Here is a 19,355-nt window from a genome sequence, read left to right as displayed (position 1 = left end):
GTCACAGACCTCGGTGTCGTGCATCGGTCTGGAGCCTGGTCCGCACCTGGGAGCGGAGGGACCGGGCCACGTCCGGGTCGAACGGTTCGGTGCTGGGGGTGAGCATCGCTGCGGCCGCTGTGGCCACCCCCAGCGCGCAGGCGCTGACGGGATCCCTTCCGGCGGCCAGCTCCGCGGTGAGGGCGGCGACCATGCTGTCTCCCGCCCCGGCATCGCTCAGCGGCTCGCCCGGCAGCGGCGGCACGTAGAGCTCGGTGTGGCCGCGGCCGGTCGAGCACAGTGCGCCCAGTGCTCCGAGGGTAGTGACGGCGATCTCGGCGGCCCCTGTGGCGAGCAGGCGCTCATTGAGGGCCCGGGCGTCGTCGAAGCCCCTCACGGCCCGGCCGGTCAGGCTCTCTGCCTCCGTCCGGTTGCACCTGAACAGGAACACGCCCTCCGCGAGCGCTGCCCGAAGCGCCGGCCCGGAGGTGTCCAGGATGACCCGGGATCCGGCTTCCCTGACACGGCGGGCGACGGCCGCGTAGAAGTCGTCGCGCAGGCCGCGGGGCATGCTGCCGCTGGCCACGACGTACGGGCAACCGTCGACGGCCTGCTCCAGCAGGTCCAGGCACCGTCGCCCCTCATGGTCGTGCAGTTGTGGGCCGGGTGGCACGAGGTGGTAGCTGCGGCGCGATTCAGCCTCGAACAGTACGAGTGCTTCGCGGGTGTCCTCGTCGATGTCGACGGCGATGTGGTCGATGCCCTCTTCGTCCAGCAGCCGGTTCAGGCGCAGGCCGACCTCGCCTCCGGCAGTGTGGATGGCGGTGGCCCGTCCTCCGAGCCTCACGATATGACGGGCGACGTTGATCCCTCCGCCCCCGGCGGCCACCGACCTGACCCGGGCGCGGTTCTTGCCGACGGCCTCCAGATGCCCGACCTCCCAGCAGAGATCGACCGTGGGGTTCATCGTCAAGGTGAGGATCGACGGCCTGGCCACACCCCCTGATCCGCCCGCGCCGCCGGTCGTCCTGGCTGTGGTGCGGCCCGGCGTCGCGGCCGCGCTCATCGCGGTGCCCTGGTGGTCGAGAAGATCGGGGCCCGTTCCCCCGCGTTGCGGTTGATCCTGATCCCGGCTACCGCCAGGGACGGCTTCGGCCCGCCAGTCGGGTGCCGCGCGGGAGGCGTCATCGCGCTCACCTCCGTGCACAGCGACACGTCCGACCCGCTTTCCATACTGAGACAGCCTGGCCTCACATGCATGCCGGCTCATGGCTGGACGCCTGTTCAGGTCCCGGTAGCGCTCGGTAGGGGCCGAGCGGGGCTCTTGCGGGGGCCGATCGGCCCTCACGGATCCTGCCTCGGCTCGTACATTGGGATGCACGAGGTCATGCCCCCTACCTCGTGCATCACCATTCGTGTCGGGGCTCTGGCGTGTGCTGCCGCGGATCTGCTTCGTGGAGCGCGCTGCAGAGGCAGGAAGGTGACCGTGACGGGCAACGAACGGCCGACCCACCTGAAGGAGACCAGGACAGGTCTTCGGTCCGGGAGACGGGAGATCCCGGGCGACGTACTGCCCATCTAGGGCTCGACGATGTACAGCCCGGCGAGGAGAGCCCGGGTACGCCCCCGGCGACCGGTGCACACCGTCCGTGTGAGCGCCCCCGTCCTCTGACGGCGGGCCCTACGCAGAAGAGGCGGGCGACCGTCGATGACGGGGGGCGCGAGGAGGAAACACCCATGACGACCGCACGGGAGATCATGCACGTCGGCGCCGTCTGCGTACGCGAGGAGGAGACCCTCGTGGACGCGGCGCGCCGCATGGACGAACTCGGCATCGGAGCCCTGCCGATCTGCGGGCCGGACGACCGGCTCCACGGAATGATCACCGATCGCGACATCGTGGTGAAGTGCCTCGCCAAGGACAAGGACCCCCGCCACATGACGGCCGGGCTCCTGGCCCAGGGCAAGCCGATCACCGTCGACGCGGATGCCGACAGTGCTGAGGTGCTTCAGGCCATGCGGGAGCATCGCATCCGCCGAGTCCCTGTGATCAGCGATCACCGGCTCGTCGGCATGATCAGCGAGGCTGACCTCGCCAGGCACTTGAACGAACAGCAGGTCGGCGAGTTCGTCGAGGCCATCTGCGCCTGACACCAGGCGGAATGCGACCACTGCCAGCAGGAAAGGTGGCTGGCCCCCGGGCGGGAACGAGGGATCCGGGGACCAGCCCCCGAACGTGCCTCGGCGCGGGAGCCTCAGGCGGTGCCGGGTAGGGGCGGTAGGGCGGTCCACCGCACCGATCCGCCGCGCCACGAGGCTCCGGCGACCGGCTGGCCCGGTGACGTCGGGTCCCGGGGCATGGGCGGTTTCGTCGGGCTGGTGGTGGGTTCCACCGCGGTGTACCTCGCGGCACACGGCCGATGTCCCGTGCTCGTGACACGGGAGCAGGCGCAGCCGAACGGGCCGATCGTGCTGGGGGGAGACGGTTCCCCCGCCGGCGCGGCGGCGGTGGACTTCGCCTTCGCGGAGGCCACGCTGCGCGGGGTCGGACTCGTCGCCCTGCACGCCTGGACCACGTGAAACGCGCCGGTGTCCCCGCCGCAGGATCCCGCCGACCCGTACGTGAGCGGCCCGGGGGCGCCCGCGCAGGCTGGGGAGCGCCTGCTGGCCGAGGCGCTCGCGGGCTGCCGGGAAAGGTATCCGGACGTCTCGGTCGAGCTCCGTGTCGAGCGTGCTGCCACCCGTGACGCCCTGATCGAGGCGAGCGGTGCCGCGCAGTTGTGCTGGTCGTTGGCGCTCGGGGGCTTCGCCGGCCTGCTGTTGGGCCCGGTGAGTCAGGCCATGCCGCACCCTGCGTGTTGTCCGGTCGCCGTGGTGCGCAAGCCCGGTGTGCGCTGACCGTGGGCGTGTTCGGCCCGGCCGTGGACCGTTCGGCCCCAGCGACGACCTGCCCTGCAGGGGAAGACTGGTCGAGGGGAATGGCCAACAGCCGCGGCACCGCCTGCCCCGAGTCTTCTTCTCAAGGAATCGGCTCCCGGCGAGCGGCACGGCGGCCCCGACGGAAACGCACAACGATCACAGCCCACGGAGCCCCGGCGTCGGGGAACCGGCGTCGTCGGGCTCGCCGACGATGGGAGCGCGTCATGGGAACTACGACGTCGGTCAACGACGGCATCCTGAGAAGCTTGTGCGGGATGCGCGGGCCGACGACCTCGGTGTATCTGCGGCTCGAGCCGAGTCCGCAGCGGGAGAACGATGTCAGGTTGCGCTGGCGCGCGCTCGCTCGCCGGTTGGCGGACCTCGGTGCCGACGAGGACACCATCGCCGTACTGACAAGGAGTGTCGACGAGGCGCTCCCCGGTACCGGGACGCTCGCGGCCTTCGCGGCCGACGGCGAGCTCCGCTACTCCACGGTCCTTTCCGGTGGCCGGGACGCCGACATCGGCATCCACGCACCCCTGCCGCACCTGGCACCGCTCCTGGAGTGGCGCCAGGAACACCCGGCCCGCGTCCTCGCCATGGTCGACCGCGCCGGTGCCGACCTGGAGGCGTACCCCAGAGGGGACACCGAGCCAGTCAGGCGCACCGTGACCGGCCCCGACGACGAGATCGAGCGCAACGCTCCCGGCGGGATGTCCCAGGCGCGCTTCCAACGGCGGGCGGAGGACTCCTGGGAGCACAACGCCGTACGCGCGGCAGAGGCTCTGACCCGTGCCGTGTCGCGGGTCTCCGCCCGTCTGGTGCTGCTCGCCGGAGACGTGCGGGCGCTCCAGCTCCTCGCCAAGCACCTTCCCGACGGCGTCCGGCGTCAGGTCTCCGTGCGCCATGTGAGCGGCGGACGCACACCGGACGGATCCGCCCGGATCCGGCAGGAGCAGATCGAGGCCGAGACCCATCGCGCGGCGGAGGAGCAGACGAGGGAGCTGCTGCGACGGTTCGCCGAGGAGCGGTCGGCGCGAGGGCGGGCCGTCGAGGGCGTGCACTCCACGCTGGGCGCGCTCTCCGAGGGCCGCGTCGAGACGCTCGTGCTCGTCGACGAGCCGGACGACCCGCGAACGGCGTGGTTCGGCCCGACCGCCTCCGACGTGTCGGACCATCGCCCCACGCCCTCCCGCGCCGCCGGCCCCGTGATCCGCGGCCCGCTGGCCGATGTGGCCGTCCGCGCGGCCGTGCTGTCCGGGGCGGACGTACGCGTCCTGCGTCCCGGTTCCGTCGGCGCTCCCGGCCACGGCATCGGCGCGCTGTGCCGGAGCGTGTGACAGCCGCTCCGCATCGCCGACTCCTTCTCACAGCGGAGACCATCATGAAGCGAACGCCGTCACAACCCCTCGCGGACGTACAGGTGGAGACCCGGGGCGGGGTGTCCGCAGAGGACACCGCCTACGCCCGGGACAAGGTGCGGGCCGTGTTCGGCCAGGCACCGGGGCCCGTGCTCTTCGCCCGGGTGAAGCTGACCCGGTTCGCGAATCCGGCGATGGAGCGCCCCGTCATGGCCCAGGCCAATCTGGACGTCAACGGCAGGCCCGCCCGCGCACACGTGGCGGGCACCAACGCCACGGAAGCGGCCGATCTCCTGCGCGAGCGGCTCAAAGGCGCGCTGGCGCGTATGGCGGAGCAGCAGGAGGCCCGGCACCGCCGGACGCCGCCGGGCCCCGCCCACGCGTGGCGGCACGGCGATGAGCCCACCCACCGTCCGGGCTACTTCCCGCGCCCGGTCGAGGAACGGGAGGTCGTCCGGCACAAGGCGTTCGCCCTCACCTTCGAATCGCCCGACGAGGCGGCCGACGACCTGGAGACGCTGGACTACGGCTTCCAGCTGTTCACCGACGCCGGATCGGGCGAGGACAGCGTCCTGTACCGCTCCGACCCGGAGGGATACCGGCTGGCGCAGGTGCATCCGCGCCCGGACCTGATCGGTCCGGTGGCGGTGCCGCTGACCGTCAGCCAGGCCGCCGCGCCGCGCATGACCGTGGCGGCGGCGAAGGAGCGCCTGGGCGTCACCGGCTGGCCGTTCGTGTTCTTCGCCGACGCCGGCACCGGCCGCGGGAACGTCCTCTACCACCGCTACGACGGCCACTACGGCCTCATCACCCCCGTCGCCCCCACCGCCCACGGACTCTCGCACACAGCCACCTGAGCCGGACGGGCCCGCGCGGCCCGTCCCAGGCCGGGACGACAGGGACCCCGACTGGAGGCACCGCCATGAACCAGCATGAGAATTCCGCAGCGGGTGCCGAAGCCCGCCGAGTCGCGCCCCGACACGCCTGGCGGTCCGACGAACCGCAGCGGCAGGACGCCCTCATGCGTTATCTCGGCGCGCTGGCGACCCTGTCCGCCGCAAAGACGCAGCGGCCCGCCGCCCAGGCACCCCGGCCCGCCCCGCCCGCGCCCTTCCTGGTGCGCGACCTGATGGCCACCTCCCCGCCATCGGTCGCCCCCGACACCGCCCTCCCCGGCATCGCCCGGGCGCTCTCGGAGCACGGCACGGGGTCACTTCCCGTCGTCGACACCGACGGCAGGGTCATGGGCGTGGTGTCCGAGGCTGATCTGCTCGCAGTGGTCGCCGCGCGGACACACCGGACCAGCACCGCGAGCAGGATGGGGGAGACCGCGCCGACGGCCCAGCCCAGTGGGGAGAGGGCCGAGACCCTCATGACCAGTCCCGCCATCACCGTCCAGCCGGACACCACGGCCTCCGAGGCCGCCTGGCTGGTGGCTCTGGCCCGTCTCAAGCGCGTTCCGGTCGCGGAGCCGGACGGGCGGCTCGTGGGCACCGTCCACCGCCACACCTTGCTGGACGCCCTGCTCCGGGACGACGCGGCCATCCTGGAGGGCGTGCGGGGGCGCATCAGGCAGGTGTCTCCCGGGGCGGCCGACTCGGTGCAGGTCACAGTCGAGGACGGGGTGGTCCGCCTGCGTGGCGACGTGGCGGGTGACGAAGCAGCACGGCTGCTCGCCGAAGTGAAGGGGCTCGAACCGGTCACCGATGTCATCGACGAGCTGACCATACGGAACCGCTGAGCCCGCCCGCCGGCGGAGCACCGCCTCGCGGCGCTCGACCAGCCGGGCCCGGGGACGCCGTCCGATCGCGGGGGTCCGTGCGGCCCGGCCCGAGAGACCGAGGAGGCCGTCATGGAAGAGCAGCAGGAACTCCTGGCGCGTACGGTCGCAGCCGTGATGCGCCCCGCCCCGGTCACCGTCGAGGTCGGCGAAACCGCGCTCGTGGCATGGGAACTGCTCCAGCGGTCGGGGTCCCGCCACCTTCCGGTCGTGCGCCCGGACGGCCGCTGCGCCGGCTTGCTGGACCGGGCCGACGTGGCGGTCGCCTGCGCGGCGCCTGCCGTTTCGCTGTCCGCCCTGCGGGTGGACGAACTCCTCCGAGGCCACGGGACGGCGCTCGTCCACGCGGAGCAGAGCGTGCGCCACGCGGTCGACCTCATGGCGTGCACCGAAGCCGACGCCCTTCCGGTGCTGGCTGAGGACGGGAGGCTTGCCGGGCTGCTGACCGCGGTCGACATCGTCGCGGCCCTCGCCGGCCGTCCAGTGCGGGAGGAGCCCGCGGACCCGCCGCCGCAGGCCCCCACGGTGCTGCCCGGGCTGCCGCCACGGCGCAGTGACCGGGGTACGGCCTTTCCCTGACCGCCGGACGCGACGCGGGAGCGAGGCAGGGGTGTGATGAGAGCGGACCGCGCTGTTGGCGGAGGTCGTGCACCGGCTCGACACCGAAGGCCGTCACGCTGCACGATCTGGTCACGGTTCGCGGGCCGGAGGGCTGGAAGTGCTTTGGTGACCTCGTTGCGTGACTCCCGAATGCGACGGTGTCGCCTCCTTGCCTCAGCGGGCCCGGTCCTTGCGGAGGAACCGGCGCAGCCGTCGCAGTGGCCAGGTGCTGATCACGTCGTCGGGGGTGAGCCATCCGCGTTGCGCCGTTGCGACGCCGTGGCGGAGGTGGGCGAGCTGGGGGACCGGGTGGGCGTCGGTGTCGACGGCGAACTTCACCCCGTGGCGTCTGGCGCGGAGGATGTTCTCGTCGCCCAGGTCGAGGCGGTCGGGCTGGGTGTTGATCTCCAGGGCGGTGCCTGTGCGTGCGCAGGCGGCGAACAACTCGTCGAGGTCGACGTCGACCCCGGGCCGTTTGCCGATCAGGCGGCTGGTGGGGTGGCCGATGACGTTGATGTGGGGATTTTCGCAGGCTCGCACGATCCGCCGGGTCATCGCCGTGCGGTCCAGACCGAAGTGGGAGTGCACCGAGGCCACGCAGAGGTCGAAGCCCTGGAGGAACGCGCCGGGCCAGTCCACCTCCCCGTCCGGTCCGATGTTGAGTGGTGCCGGCCGTCCAGGGACCGTACGCGTTCGCGCTGTGCCAGAGCCTTCTCGTCGGTCATGCGCTGCATGGATAGGTCGGGGGCGTCCTGGCTCGGCGGCCGCCCGCATGGCGGCGGCTGCGCCCGTGCTGGCGCCGAAGTACCCCAGGGCCAGCCCTTGGGCCTCGGGCTGTTCGCGCAGCCAGGCGGTGGCGTCCGTGAGCCGCCGGGCGAGCAGACCCGTGTCGAAGACATCGGCCCGGTCGGTCTCCTCTTCCTCGGTGAGCAGGTCGAACAGCAAGGTGCCCGGCCCCGCGCGGTTCAGGCCCGCCGCGACGTACTGGTTGCGCGGACTGTGTCGGCTGCTGCCACTGCCGTGGGCGAACACCACGATCCCGATCACGTCCTCGGGACCCGTCAACCGGCCTCGCAGCATCAGCGGGCCCGCCCGCACGTCGACTTCCCGGTCCGTCGGCCCGGCCGGCCCCCGCTCCGCCGCCGCGTGCCGACCGGACGCCTGAGGGCCTCCTCCAGGCAGGCGACCACCTCATCGTCGTCGACCTGGGAGAACTCTGCGTAGTACTGCCCGACGGCGTAGAAGTCGTACGGAGCGTGCAGGCACACGAACTCGTCGGCGTCCGAACCCAGCCGCGAAGCGAAGTCCCGCGGCGCCACGGGCACTGCCAGAACGACCCGCGCGGCGCCCCGGGCCCGGGCGATCGACAGGCCGCCCGCGCCGTCGCCCCCGTCGCCACGCCGTCGTCGACCACCAGCGCCGTCCGGCCGTCGAGCCTCACCGGTTCCCGCCCGCCCCGGTAGCGGCGGGCACGGCCGTCCAGCACCTCCTTTTCACGCGCCTCCACCACGGCCAGCTCGTCCGAGGCGACGCCCGCTGCGCGGACCACCTCCTCGTTGAACACACGGACGTCTCCCTCACCGATCGCTCCCATTGGCCACCTCCGGCTGGAACGGCACGCCCAGCTTCCGTACCAGGCACACGTCCAGCGGTGCGCCCAGCACACGGGCGGCCTCCCCCGCGACCGGAACCCCTCCGCGCGGCAGCCCCAGCACCACGACGTCGGACCCTCTGAGCTGCTTCAAGCGGCCGGCCGGTTGTCGGCCCGCGTCTCGCCGATTCATGAAGAACACGATGCGACCTCCTCATCCCGCAAGGCGGGGCGTACGGCCGGGCCCACGCCCTGACCGCCGTACCTCCCTCCTCAGTCCGGCGAAGAACCGCCGCTCACCGCCGTTCCCGGTGCGGCTGCCAGGCCGGGGATCCGGATGCCGGACGGGTCTCGGTCACACATCCCGCGCCGGGAAAGATCTCTGTCTCGTGACCGTCTTCGTAGCGCACCCGGTAGGGCGGCTCACCGTCGTGGCCGAGTGCCGGCGTCGGACGCGGCACGGCTCGTACCGCGGGGGCATTCTGGAGTTGGAACGAACCGTGTTCGCACGCCGGCCCAAACGCGCCCCGGTACGGCGACATCGGAGGGCGCCAATGCACGTGGTGTCGAGAGCCCGACCGGGAGTGGCCATGAGGCCTTCCTTCCTCGAACCTCTGTACAAGCACCTGTCCGCGAACTGACGGTGCGCACCGCACCGTGTGGGAGCAGGGCCAAGCCCGCGTCGCGGTCCAGTACGAGGCGGGCGGGGAGTGATACGCCTCGGCCAGCAGCCCGTGGCCTGCCCCGATCCGCAGGCGAGCCGGTCGATCCACCAGAGCGCCGTGGAGGCCATTCGCGCGGGCGGCGCTGTGAGCTTCGCCCCTGTCCGGTGACCCCGGCGGCCTGAAACCCTGACGCCCCCGCTCACTGGCCACCTCGGACACGGTCCGGGATGCCCCGAAGCGGGCGACACACCGGCGTGGCGCGGGCGAAGGGCACGGCAGACCCATCACAATGCGTGGTTGGCCACCCGATGGCAGGGAGACGCTGGAACATGCCTGACCGGAGAACGAGCGGAGCCGGTCGACAGGGATGAGGAGTTGCACGTGGCGGACCCGGTTCGCACCCGGACAGATCGGGACGTCGCCCGCGTGGCGAGCCTGTTGCAGCAGACGCATGCCGCACTGGGCATCGCCAGTGACGTGGTCAGGGCGGCGGGCGGTGTGGACACCGTGCGACGGATGGCGGACCTAGGCAGGACGCTGCGGGCCCTGCGGGGCGAGGCTGACGACCTCGCAGCCACGGAACTCGGCGCCGGGCCTCAGGAGAGGGACCGCGAGTCCGTTCTCACGGCGCTCTACGTGACGGAGGACGTGGCGCGCATCGGCGTACTGATCGAGCAGGTGGGAGAGATCGCCGGGGCCCGGAGCTCCGGGCCCCGCCTCGCCGCACCTGTCCGCGTGCCGGTAGGGGACCTCGGTGAGGCGTGCCTCCGGTTGCTGGCGCGGGCCCGCGACGTCCTCCAACTGGCCGCGCCCCCGGCCGTCATGGACCGGGACCTGGCGGACGTCACCGCCCGCCAGCGAGGGCTGAGCCGCCTGCTGCTGACGGGCGGCACGGTCTGTCCCGTGCGCGACGCGGTCGACGCGGCCGTGCTGGGCCGCTGCTACGAGGAGTGCGCCCACCGGGCCGCCGCGATGGCCCGCATCGCAGCAATGCTGCGCGAGGGCGCCCCTCGGGGGTGATCCACCGGCCCCGAAGCCCGCTGTCGGCCAGGCCGCGTCCTTCAGGGCAGGCCGGCCAGCGCGGTCTGGTCCAGGATCGAGCGCCAGACGTCCCGCTGCCGCACCAGTCCGCCATGCGTGACCAGCACCGCCGCCAGCACGGGGTCCGACGGGTCGATCCACAGCACCCCGTCCGAGACGATGCAACCCAGCAGCGCGACGACATGGCGCGAAAAGGCTACGGACGCCGCTTGGGGCAGGCACTTGGCGAGCGGGCGAGCCCCGGCCACCGTCGGCCCTGGTCCCGTCGTCGACACGGTCCCGGGTCGCGCTCCCACCACGTTGCCGCCGTCGGGCCCGGCGGCCGCGTCGACGACCACGGAGCCGGGCCGCATGGTCGCGAGAGCCCGCGCTGTCACCAGGACCGGAGGCCGCCCCGGCAGGCGGGGCCGGACCGCCGTCACGACGATGTCCGTGCTCTCGGCTCCCGGCAGCCCATTACCGGGACGGCCATCCTCGACGCGTACCTCCGCCCCGCAGTCGCGCAGGGTCCGCGCCGCCTGCCACGCGGCGGGACCCCATCCGATGACGAGGGCCCGGGCGGCGGCCTCGGGAAACCCGGGACCGTCTCCGCCCGGCACCGGCCGGTCCAGGAGGTCCGCCGCGAGCAGAGCAGCCTTGTAGCCGGCCAACCGCTCCAGGGAGGCGGCGGCATCCACGGCACGGGCCACGTCCAGCCCCTCGGGTACGAGGTCGAGTCCGATCACGGTGACTCCGTCGTCGGCCCATCGCCGCACCTGGAACGGAGTGCTCAGCGGATCGACGAGCGCCACCACCACCTGCCCCCGCCGGAACCGGGAGTCGGCGGACAGGGCGGGAGGCCGCAGGCCCACGACGACGTCCGCCCTCGTGAGGACCTCCTCGCGGGGGGCAACCCCGGCACCCGCCGTCCGGTAGGCGCGGTCCGGCAGCCGGACCCCCTCGCCGGCACCGGTCTCCACCAGTACGTCCAGGCCCAGGGCCTGGACCTCGTGCACGGCGCCCGGGACGAGGGCCACGCGGAGGTCCCCGGGGGTGGTCTCGCGGCAGACGCCCAGCCTCAGGGGGATCACGGCCGGCCACCTCCCGGGATCGCGGTGTCCGTCCAGTATGAGCGCGCCCGACCGCAAAGACATCCGGGCGCTCCAGGCTCGCACGCCCCGCTCGCACCGGCCATGCTGGACACGGCCCGGCGGCGGCTCGCCGGCGCAGAGAGCGAGGGAAGGAGGCCGTCGGCATGCCCCCCAGCGCACGGACCGGCTGGCAGTTCTGGATCGACCGGGGCGGTACCTTCACGGACGTCGTCGCGCTGGCGCCCGACGGCCGCCTGCGTACCCTCAAGCTCCTCTCCGAGAACCCCGCCCGCTACGGCGACGCCGCGCTCGAAGGCATCCGCACGCTGCTCGGCCTGCCCCCGGGCGAGCCGGTCCCCGCCGCTGCCGTGCAGGCGGTACGCATGGGCACCACCGTCGCGACCAACGCCCTGCTGGAGCGCACCGGCGAACGCACCGTCCTCGTCATCACCCGGGGCTTCCGCGACGCCCTGCGGATCGGCTACCAGAACCGCCCGGACCTCTTCGCCCGCGAGATCGTCCTCCCCGAGCCCCTGTACGAGCGCGTCATCGAGGTCGACGAACGCGTCACAGCCGAGGGCGAGGTCCTGCGCCCGCCCGACCTCGACACCCTCGCCGCCGACCTGCGGCGCGCGTACAAGGACGGCATCCGCGCCGTCGCCGTGGTCTGCCTGCACAGCGCCCTGCACCCCGCCCACGAGCGGGCGATCGGCGAGCTCGCCGATCGCCTCGGCTTCACCCAGGTCTCCCTCTCCTCCGCCACCGGGCCGCTCACCCGGCTCGTCCCGCGCGGCGACACCGCCGTCGTCGACGCGTACCTCTCTCCGGTCCTCGACCGGTACGTACGCCACGTCGCACAGGAGCTCGACGGTGTCCGGCTGATGTTCATGCAGTCCAACGGAGGCCTGGCCGCCGCAGGCCACTTCCGAGGCAAGGACGCCGTCCTGTCAGGACCGGCCGGCGGCATCGTCGGCATGACCCGGCTCTCGCAGCAGGCCGGCCACGACCAGGTGATCGGGTTCGACATGGGCGGCACGTCCACCGACGTCTCGCACTTCGCGGGCGAGTACGAGCGGGTGTCCACCGCCCAGGTAGCCGGGGTCCGCCTCCAGGCACCGATGCTGGACATCCACACCGTTGCCGCCGGCGGCGGCTCCGTGGTGCGCTTCGAGGGCGGCCGTTACCAGGTCGGCCCCGACTCCGCGGGTGCGCACCCCGGTCCGGCCTGCTACCGCGCGGGCGGTCCACTGACGGTGACCGATGCCAACGTGATGCTCGGGCGCGTCTCACCCGCCCACTTCCCGGACGTCTTCGGCCCCGGCGGCGACCAGCCCCTCGACGAGGCCGTCGTGCGCAAGGAGTTCACCGCCCTCGCCGACCGAATCCACCAGGCCACCGGCGACCGCCGGACCCCGGAGGAGGTGGCCGAGGGCTTCCTCCAGGTCGCGGTCGCGAACGTTGCCGCGGCCGTCAAGCGGATCTCCGTACAGCGCGGCCATGACATCCGGCGGTACGCGCTGACCTCCTTCGGCGGCGCCGGCGGCCAGCACGCCTGCGCGGTCGCCGACTCGCTCGGCATCCGCACCGTACTCGTACCGCCCCTGGCCGGGGTCCTGTCCGCGCTCGGCATCGGCCTCGCGGACACCACGACCGTACGCGAACGGTCCGTCGAACTACCCCTGACAGAGGCGAACATGGCGCGGGTCACCGCCACCGCCGCCGAACTCGAGGACGCAGCCCGCGCCGTGCTGCGTGATGAGGAGGTCCCCGACGACCTCGTACGCGTCACGCGCACCGTCCGGCTCCGCTACGACGGCACCGACACGCCCGTCACCGTACCGCTGGCCGAAGCCGCGGTGATGGGGAGGGAGTTCACCGAACGCCACCGCGGGCTCTACTCGTTCCTGCTGGACCGGCCCGTGGTGGTCGACGCCCTGTCCGTCGAGGCCCGCGGCCTGACCCCGCAGCCCGACCTCGGCCACCTTGGAGGGCCCCCCGAAGCCGTCGGGGCCGATGGGGTGGCGTACGACGATGCGACCGTCCCCACCACCCGCCTCCACACCGGAGGGGCCTGGCTGACCGTCCCGCTCCGCGAGCGCGAGCGGCTGGGGCCCGGCGTCGTGGTCCGCGGACCCGCCGTGATCACCGAGGTGAACGCCACCACCGTCGTGGACCCCGGCTGGGAGGCCACCGTCACCGACCCCGGCCACCTGCGCCTGGAACGGGTAGCGGTCCCCGCCGCGGCCGAGGTCGAGACCCGGGCCGACCCGGTCATGCTGGAGATCTTCAACAGCCAGTTCGTCTCCATCGCCGAACAGATGGGCGCCCGGCTCGCCGCCACAGCCCAGTCCGTCAACATCAAGGAGCGGCTGGACTTCTCCTGCGCCCTGTTCGACCCCGAGGGCAACCTCGTCGCCAACGCACCGCACATCCCCGTCCACTTGGGATCCATGGGCACCGCCGTCCGCGAGATCGTCCGCCGCCGCGCCGGGACCATGCGGCCCGGCGACGCCTACGCGGTCAACGACCCGTACCACGGCGGCACCCACCTGCCCGACATCACCGTGATCACCCCCGTCTTCGGCGAAGTGGGCACCGCGCAGGAGGACCGCATCCTCTTCTTCGTCGCCTCCCGCGGCCACCACGCCGAGATCGGCGGCCTGACCCCCGGATCCATGCCGGCCGACAGCCGCCGCATCGACGACGAGGGTGTCCTGTTCGACAACTGGCTGCTGATCCAGGACGGCCGGCTGCGCGAGGCCGAGACCCTCGACCTGCTCACCGGGTCCGGCCACCCCTCCCGCGACCCCGCGACCAACCTCGCCGACCTGCGCGCCCAGATCGCCGCCAACGCCAAGGGCGTCGACGAAGTCGCCCGGATGATCCGCCACTTCGGCCTCGACGTGGTGCAGGCGTACATGCGGCACGTCCAGGACAACGCCGCCGACGCGGTCCGCGAGGCCCTCGACACCCTCGCCGACGGCGCGTACGGTTACGAGACCGACTCCGGCGCCGTGATCGCCGTGCGCGTCACCGTGGACCGCGAACAGCGCTCCGCCACCGTCGACTTCACCGGCACCTCGGCCCAGCTCGACACGAACTTCAATGCCCCGACCTCGGTCGTCACGGCCGCCGTGCTGTACGTATTCCGTACCCTGATCGCCCAGGACATCCCGCTCAACGACGGCTGCCTGCGCCCGCTGCGCATCATCGCCCCGCCCGGCTCGATGCTCGCCCCCGCGCCGCCCGCCGCCATCGTGGCCGGGAACGTCGAGACCTCCCAGGCAGTCACCGGGGCCCTGTACGCGGCGCTGGGCGCCCAGGCGGAGGGCAGCGGCACCATGAACAACGTCACCTTCGGTAACGAACACCACCAGTACTACGAGACGGTCGCCTCCGGCGCCGGGGCCGGCCCCGGGTTCCACGGCGCCTCGGCCGTGCAGACGCACATGACCAACTCCCGCCTGACCGACCCGGAGGTGCTGGAGCTGCGGCTGCCCGTCCTGGTCGAGGAGTTCTCCGTACGCACCGGCAGCGGCGGCGCAGGCCGCTGGCACGGAGGCGACGGCGTGGTGCGCCGGATCCGCTTCCGCGAGCCGATGACGGTCAGCGTGCTCTCCGGACACCGGCGCGTACCACCGTACGGGATGGCGGGCGGGGCCCCGGGCGCCCTCGGCACCCACCATGTTGAGCGGGCCGACGGAACCGTGGTCCCCATGGCGGGCTGCGGCTCCGTGGCGGTGGGCCCCGGGGACGTGTTCGTACTGCGCACACCCGGCGGCGGTGGCTACGGCAGTGTCGTGCCGTCGGTCTCGTAGGCCAGGCGCGCGGTCACGTGGACGACACCGTCGATGATGCGGCACAGCCGCTCGACCACCGGGATCAGGCTCTTGAGGCACACCGCGCCGTGCAGGATGACGCGGCCGTCCTGGACCTCGACGGCGACGCTGCGGGATCCAGGCGCAGGGTCCGGTCGAGGAGGTACCGACGGTGTCCGGGGTATCGACCCAGGGTGTGAGGGGAAGGCCCATGGGTAACTCGTCGAGGTAGGCAGCGAGCTGGTCAGCCCGGGCGAGGACGGTCCCGGCCGGATGGGGCCCCGGGGCGCGGGCAGCTTGGGCGCGGAGACCGGTATGTCGGCGCAGACGACGGGCGTCTCCGGAGCGGACACCTGTCGTGGGCATTGGACTGGGCTGCCAGGCCGACACCGTTCCGCTCCATGGTGCGGATGAACCCGTCGACGACCTTGTGGTCGAGCTGCTCATCCTGCGCGTGCCGAGGGCCGGGAAGATGTGGTGCTGCAGGAGCGAGTCCAGGTGGCTGAGGGACGCCGGCGCCAGGCAGCGCGCCCGGCGCACGCGTTCCCGTCGTGGGCGTTCCTACCGGAGAGGCCCAGCAGACCGACCTTGAGATCCGGGCTCTCCTGGTTCACGGCCGCCGCCCAGCACGATCTTCCACACTCGGGTCGCCACCTGGAGGTTGAGCCGGTCTTCGACGTTCGCGAGGTCGTTGCCGCTGATCTCGCGGATGCGCTGCAGCCTGTAGCGCAGCGTGCTGCGGTGGATCGCGAGGGATACGGCGGTCTCGTCGTAGTTGCCGCCGCAGTCGAAGTAGCGGGAGAGGGTCTCCACCATGGCCGCGTGATGCCGGGAGTCATAGTCGATGAGCTGCCCGAGCCACTCGTGAACGAACGCCTCCAGTTCCTGGTGATCGGCGCCAGGTCCCAGGCTGCGGTACAGGCCGAGCTCGTCGAAGAAGGTCGTCCCGTACCGCTCGCGGGAGTTGAGGCGCACTTCGAGGGCGCGCTGCGCCTCCTGGTAGCGGTGGGGGATGTCGGGCACGGAGTCGGAAGGGGCGCTCACCCCGATCGTCCCGGACCGTGTTCCGGTCTCCCGGGCGAGCGCCTCGTGCAGCGCGCAAGCGTGCGGCCTGTCGTCGACGACCAGGACGATGTGGTCGGAGCGTCGGGTCAGCAGCGAGCGCATGCCGATGGCAGAGGCCGCCCGGCCCACGGTCTGGGCGAACGAATCATCCGCGGTCCGGTTCGACCACTCCACGACGACGACGTAGTGGCTGCGGTGCAGGTCGTGTCCGACTGCCTCGGACCGAGCGCAGGCGCTCGCGGCGTCCGTCCCCGCCAGGAGGTCGTCGACCAGCTCGCGGTGCAGCCTCAGCTCCACTTCGGCCAGGTTGCGCAGGTGCGCCAGCGCCAGGGCGAGCAACGTGGCGGCGTGTGCGAGCGCGAACACGGTGTGCTCGTCGGCCTCGTCCAAGGCATCGACCAGTGCCAGCACGCCCAGGATCTCACCGTGTGGGCGGACCAGAGCGATCAGCCGGTCCCTTATCCGTACGGGCCCGAACTCCCGGGCGACGGCGTGCAGCATGTCGTTCTGGCGCACGGGGTCCGGTTCCGGGTAGGGGTCGGGTCGGCCGGGACCTGACCAGGACTTCAGCCGGCCGAAGCGGTCTTCGACCAGCGCCGGAAGTCCGGTGAGCTCATGCAGTGCGCGCGTGGCGGCCTCCGCACCGCCGCCGGAGGCGGCGATGTCGGCCATGAGCGCGTGAACGGCCTGCTGGTACCCCAGCTCAGCCACCACGGAGACCAGCTGCTGCTGAAGAGTGGCGCGTTCCGTCCTGAGCCGGTGGAGCTCCAGCGCGTCCTCGCGTCGGCGGCGCTGCGCGAAAGCGACTGACAGAGCAGCAGCGGTGTGCCGGACGAGCGTGGCGAGCAGGGACCGCTGGGCCCCCGTGGGGCGGGCTGGGGACGTCACCACAAGGTATCCGTGAAGCCTCTCCAGCCCGCGCAGCCCCAGAGCCCAGCCCCAGGGCCTGCCGGGCACGGTCACAGGGCCGTCCTGCCCCTCCAGCTCCCGAACCCTCCGGTCCACGGATGCGGCATGGGTCTGACCGTTCCTCGGACTGGGGACCAGGTCACCGTCGACCTCGAGGTATCCGGCTTCGGCGCAGTACGGCCCGGCGGCGGCCACGTGGTGCATGGCCAGGCGCAGGATCTCGCCTTCGTTCGAGGCTTCGAACAGGGCGCGGGAAAGCAACTCCAGCCGGTGGAGGCCATGGTCGACCGGACTCGTAGCGGATGGGCGCAGCTCTCTCCGTGCATGCGTGGGGTGCCGCCCGGCGCTACCCGGCGGAAGGCTGCCCTCCCGGTCGGAGCAGCGGCCGTACACGTTGCGTGCCCGGCTGCCGGCCATGATCCTGACCCGTCAGGAGCAGGCGCGAAGCCACCCGGCCGGCCACCCTGGACAGGGTGCGGAAGCCTCCGCGGGCATCGGCAGCCGAGCCGGTACGAGGTCGTCGCGGACGAGGAGGTCGCCGACGAGGCTGTACGGCTGTTCCGCGTGCTGCGGACCACCGGCGGAGATCCAACCCGCACCTGAACGCACGTGATCCGGAGAGTCGGCGCAGGACCGCCGCACCGGGAGGAGATTTCTCATGGCCAAGGCAGTGGGTGTCGACCTGGGTACCACGAACTCGGTGATCGCTGTGTGGGAGGGCGGCGAGCCGTCCGTGGTGCCCAACAGCGAGGGCAACCGCACGACACCGTCTGTCGTGGCCTTCACCGACACCGGCGAGCGTCTGGTGGGCCAGATGGCCCGGCGCCAGGCGATCCTCAATCCCAAGGGGACCATCTACTCGGCCAAGCGGTTCATCGGCCGGCACTTCGACGAGATCTCCGACGAGGCCAGGGCGGTAGCGTACGACGTCGTCGAGGGCGACGGCGGGGCGGCCCGCTTCAAGGTGCGCGACAAGTTGTACGCACCTGAGGAGATCAGCGCCCAGGTGCTGCGCAAACTCACCGAGGACGCCTCCAGACAGCTGGGGGAACGGGTCACGGAGGCGGTCATCACGGTGCCCGCCTACTTCAACGACGCCCAGCGCACCGCCACCAAGGACGCCGGTCGGATAGCCGGACTGGAGGTGCTGCGGATCATCAACGAGCCGACAGCCGCAGCCCTCGCATACGGCATGGACAAGCAGCAGCACGAGACCGTCCTCGTCTTCGACCTGGGCGGCGGGACCTTCGACGTGAGCATCCTCGACGTCGGCGACGGCGTGGTGGAGGTGCGCTCCACCGCCGGTGACAGCCACCTGGGCGGCGACGACTTCGACCGGCGCCTGGTGGACTACCTCGCGGACGACTTCCAGAAGGAGAACGGCATCGACCTCCGCAAGGACCCGCAGGCGCTGCAGCGACTGTTCGAGGCGGCGGAGAAGGCCAAGACCGAGCTGAGTTCGGTGACGCAGACGCAGGTCAGCCTGCCGTTCATCACCGCCGACGCCGCGGGCCCCAAGCACCTCACCGACTCGATCATGCGGTCCACCTTGGAACAGATCACCAGCGACCTGGTGGAGCGGTGCCTCGGACCGGTCCAGCAGGCCATGACCGATGCCAAGGTCGGCGAGAGCGACATCGACGAGGTCATCCTCGTCGGCGGCTCCACTCGCATCCCCGCTGTTCAGGCCCTCGTCCGCCGGCTGACCGGCGGCAAGGAACCCAACATGAGCGTCAACCCCGATGAGGTCGTGGCCCTGGGCGCCGCGATCCAGGCCGGGGTGCTCAAGGGCGAGGTCAAGGACGTCCTGCTGCTCGACGTCACCCCCCTGTCGCTGGGTGTCGAGACACGCGGCGGTGTGATGACGAAGATCATCGAGCGGAACACCACCATCCCGGTGCGCCGCTCCGAGACCTTCTCCACCGCCGAGGACAACCAGCCCGCCGTCGACATCGTCGTCCTCCAAGGCGAGCGCGAGCTGGCCGCCGACAACCGGGTGCTGGGGCGGTTCCAGCTCACCGACATCCGACCGGCGCCACGGGGCGAACCACAGATCGAGGTCGTCTTCGACATCGACGCCAACGGGATCCTCAACGTCACGGCCCGCGATCGGGACACTGGCAAGGAACAGGGCATCACCATCAGCGAGAGCTCCAACCTGGACCGCGGTGAAGTCGAACGCATGGTCCAGGAGGCCGAGCGCAACCAGGGCCAGGACCAGGCACTCCGCGAGGCCGTCGACGCCCGCAACGAGCTCGACGCCGTCGCCTACCAGGTCGAGAAGAGCCTCACGGAGCTGGGCGACACGACCCCCGCGCACGAGAAGGCACGCGCCGAGATGCTGGTATCCGATGCCCGGGCTGCGGTCAAGGAAGAGGCGGGCGTCGAGCGCGTGCGGCCCCTGACCTCCGAACTCCAGCAGTTGCTCGCCGGGCTGGCGGCCCACCGGGGCTCCGCCGCCGACACGGGCGGACCCGGGCAGGACCCCACCACCGGCGGTCCCACGAGTGGCAGTGACGACGACGTCATCGACGCCGAGTTCCAAAGGGACTGAGGA

At 72.2% G+C, this 19,355-nt stretch carries 14 protein-coding genes and 2 pseudogenes; 9 read left to right on the top strand and 7 right to left on the bottom strand.

Features of this window, described 5'->3' with window-relative positions:
- Position 1: 1 nt before the first annotated feature.
- Positions 2-946 (bottom strand): 1-phosphofructokinase family hexose kinase, encoded by a 945-nt coding sequence (locus tag ACSHWO_RS04975; RefSeq protein WP_438310193.1) that lies wholly within the window; start codon positions 944-946, stop codon positions 2-4.
- A gap of 770 nt (positions 947-1,716) precedes the next feature.
- Here ACSHWO_RS04975 and ACSHWO_RS04970 point away from each other — a divergent pair.
- The 6 genes and pseudogenes from ACSHWO_RS04970 (at position 1,717) to ACSHWO_RS04945 (ending at position 6,618) form a co-directional block, all read left to right on the top strand.
- A complete protein-coding gene (locus ACSHWO_RS04970; RefSeq protein ID WP_438310192.1) occupies positions 1,717-2,130 on the top strand; it encodes a CBS domain-containing protein in 414 nt (137 codons plus the stop codon).
- 192 nt (positions 2,131-2,322) lie between these two features.
- Positions 2,323-2,877, top strand: a pseudogene (locus tag ACSHWO_RS04965) (universal stress protein); the annotation flags it as partial.
- A 392-nt stretch (positions 2,878-3,269) separates the two neighbouring features.
- Complete coding sequence (locus tag ACSHWO_RS04960) at positions 3,270-4,238, top strand: baeRF2 domain-containing protein (protein ID WP_438310191.1); 969 nt, start codon at positions 3,270-3,272, stop codon at positions 4,236-4,238.
- A gap of 44 nt (positions 4,239-4,282) precedes the next feature.
- On the top strand, positions 4,283-5,116 hold the full coding sequence (locus tag ACSHWO_RS04955; protein WP_438310190.1) for a sigma 54 modulation/S30EA ribosomal C-terminal domain-containing protein: 834 nt from the start codon (positions 4,283-4,285) through the stop codon (positions 5,114-5,116).
- 65 nt (positions 5,117-5,181) lie between these two features.
- Positions 5,182-6,000, top strand: a complete 819-nt coding sequence (locus ACSHWO_RS04950; RefSeq protein ID WP_438310189.1) for a CBS domain-containing protein — start codon at positions 5,182-5,184, stop codon at positions 5,998-6,000.
- Positions 6,001-6,111: 111 nt separating this feature from the next.
- Positions 6,112-6,618 carry a CBS domain-containing protein gene (locus tag ACSHWO_RS04945; RefSeq protein WP_438310188.1) on the top strand — a complete coding sequence of 169 codons (507 nt, stop codon included), beginning with the start codon at positions 6,112-6,114 and terminating at the stop codon, positions 6,616-6,618.
- A 195-nt stretch (positions 6,619-6,813) separates the two neighbouring features.
- Here ACSHWO_RS04945 and ACSHWO_RS04940 read toward each other — a convergent pair.
- From ACSHWO_RS04940 to ACSHWO_RS04925, 4 genes and pseudogenes are all read right to left on the bottom strand, one after another.
- Positions 6,814-7,388: pseudogene (locus ACSHWO_RS04940) on the bottom strand (DNA polymerase/3'-5' exonuclease PolX); the annotation flags it as partial.
- A gap of 330 nt (positions 7,389-7,718) precedes the next feature.
- Positions 7,719-7,964 (bottom strand): hypothetical protein, encoded by a 246-nt coding sequence (locus ACSHWO_RS04935; protein ID WP_438310187.1) that lies wholly within the window; start codon positions 7,962-7,964, stop codon positions 7,719-7,721.
- A 252-nt stretch (positions 7,965-8,216) separates the two neighbouring features.
- Entirely contained in the window at positions 8,217-8,423 is a 207-nt protein-coding gene (locus ACSHWO_RS04930; RefSeq protein WP_438310186.1) for a phosphoribosyltransferase family protein, read from the bottom strand.
- A 103-nt stretch (positions 8,424-8,526) separates the two neighbouring features.
- Positions 8,527-8,772 carry a DUF1918 domain-containing protein gene (locus tag ACSHWO_RS04925; protein ID WP_438310185.1) on the bottom strand — a complete coding sequence of 82 codons (246 nt, stop codon included), beginning with the start codon at positions 8,770-8,772 and terminating at the stop codon, positions 8,527-8,529.
- A gap of 504 nt (positions 8,773-9,276) precedes the next feature.
- On the opposite strand from ACSHWO_RS04925, the gene ACSHWO_RS04920 reads away from it, so the two are divergent.
- The gene (locus ACSHWO_RS04920) at positions 9,277-9,915 is read left to right on the top strand and encodes a hypothetical protein (protein ID WP_438310184.1); all 639 of its coding nucleotides are present in this window, start codon (positions 9,277-9,279) and stop codon (positions 9,913-9,915) included.
- Between the two features lie 41 nt (positions 9,916-9,956).
- Here the strand turns inward: ACSHWO_RS04920 and ACSHWO_RS04915 are convergent, their stop codons facing one another.
- The gene (locus ACSHWO_RS04915; RefSeq protein WP_438310183.1) at positions 9,957-11,006 is read right to left on the bottom strand and encodes a hypothetical protein; all 1,050 of its coding nucleotides are present in this window, start codon (positions 11,004-11,006) and stop codon (positions 9,957-9,959) included.
- Positions 11,007-11,170: 164 nt separating this feature from the next.
- On the opposite strand from ACSHWO_RS04915, the gene ACSHWO_RS04910 reads away from it, so the two are divergent.
- Positions 11,171-14,824: a hydantoinase B/oxoprolinase family protein gene (locus ACSHWO_RS04910; protein WP_438310182.1), complete on the top strand. Its 3,654-nt coding sequence runs from the start codon at positions 11,171-11,173 to the stop codon at positions 14,822-14,824.
- A gap of 561 nt (positions 14,825-15,385) precedes the next feature.
- On the opposite strand, the gene ACSHWO_RS04905 is transcribed toward ACSHWO_RS04910, so the two are convergent.
- A complete protein-coding gene (locus ACSHWO_RS04905; RefSeq protein WP_438310181.1) occupies positions 15,386-17,215 on the bottom strand; it encodes a PucR family transcriptional regulator in 1,830 nt (609 codons plus the stop codon).
- A gap of 241 nt (positions 17,216-17,456) precedes the next feature.
- On the opposite strand from ACSHWO_RS04905, the gene dnaK reads away from it, so the two are divergent.
- Positions 17,457-19,352, top strand: coding sequence for a molecular chaperone DnaK (gene dnaK, locus ACSHWO_RS04900; RefSeq protein WP_438310180.1), 1,896 nt, complete (start codon positions 17,457-17,459; stop codon positions 19,350-19,352).
- The last annotated feature ends 3 nt before the right edge of the window (positions 19,353-19,355 follow it).

The sequence above is a fragment of the Streptomyces pallidus (ex Mingjun et al. 2026) genome, from assembly GCF_051550185.1.
Taxonomy (GTDB): Bacteria; Actinomycetota; Actinomycetes; order Streptomycetales; family Streptomycetaceae; genus Streptomyces.
Note: the sequence above shows the minus strand (reverse complement) of the source record. Positions and strands in the feature narration are given on the sequence as shown.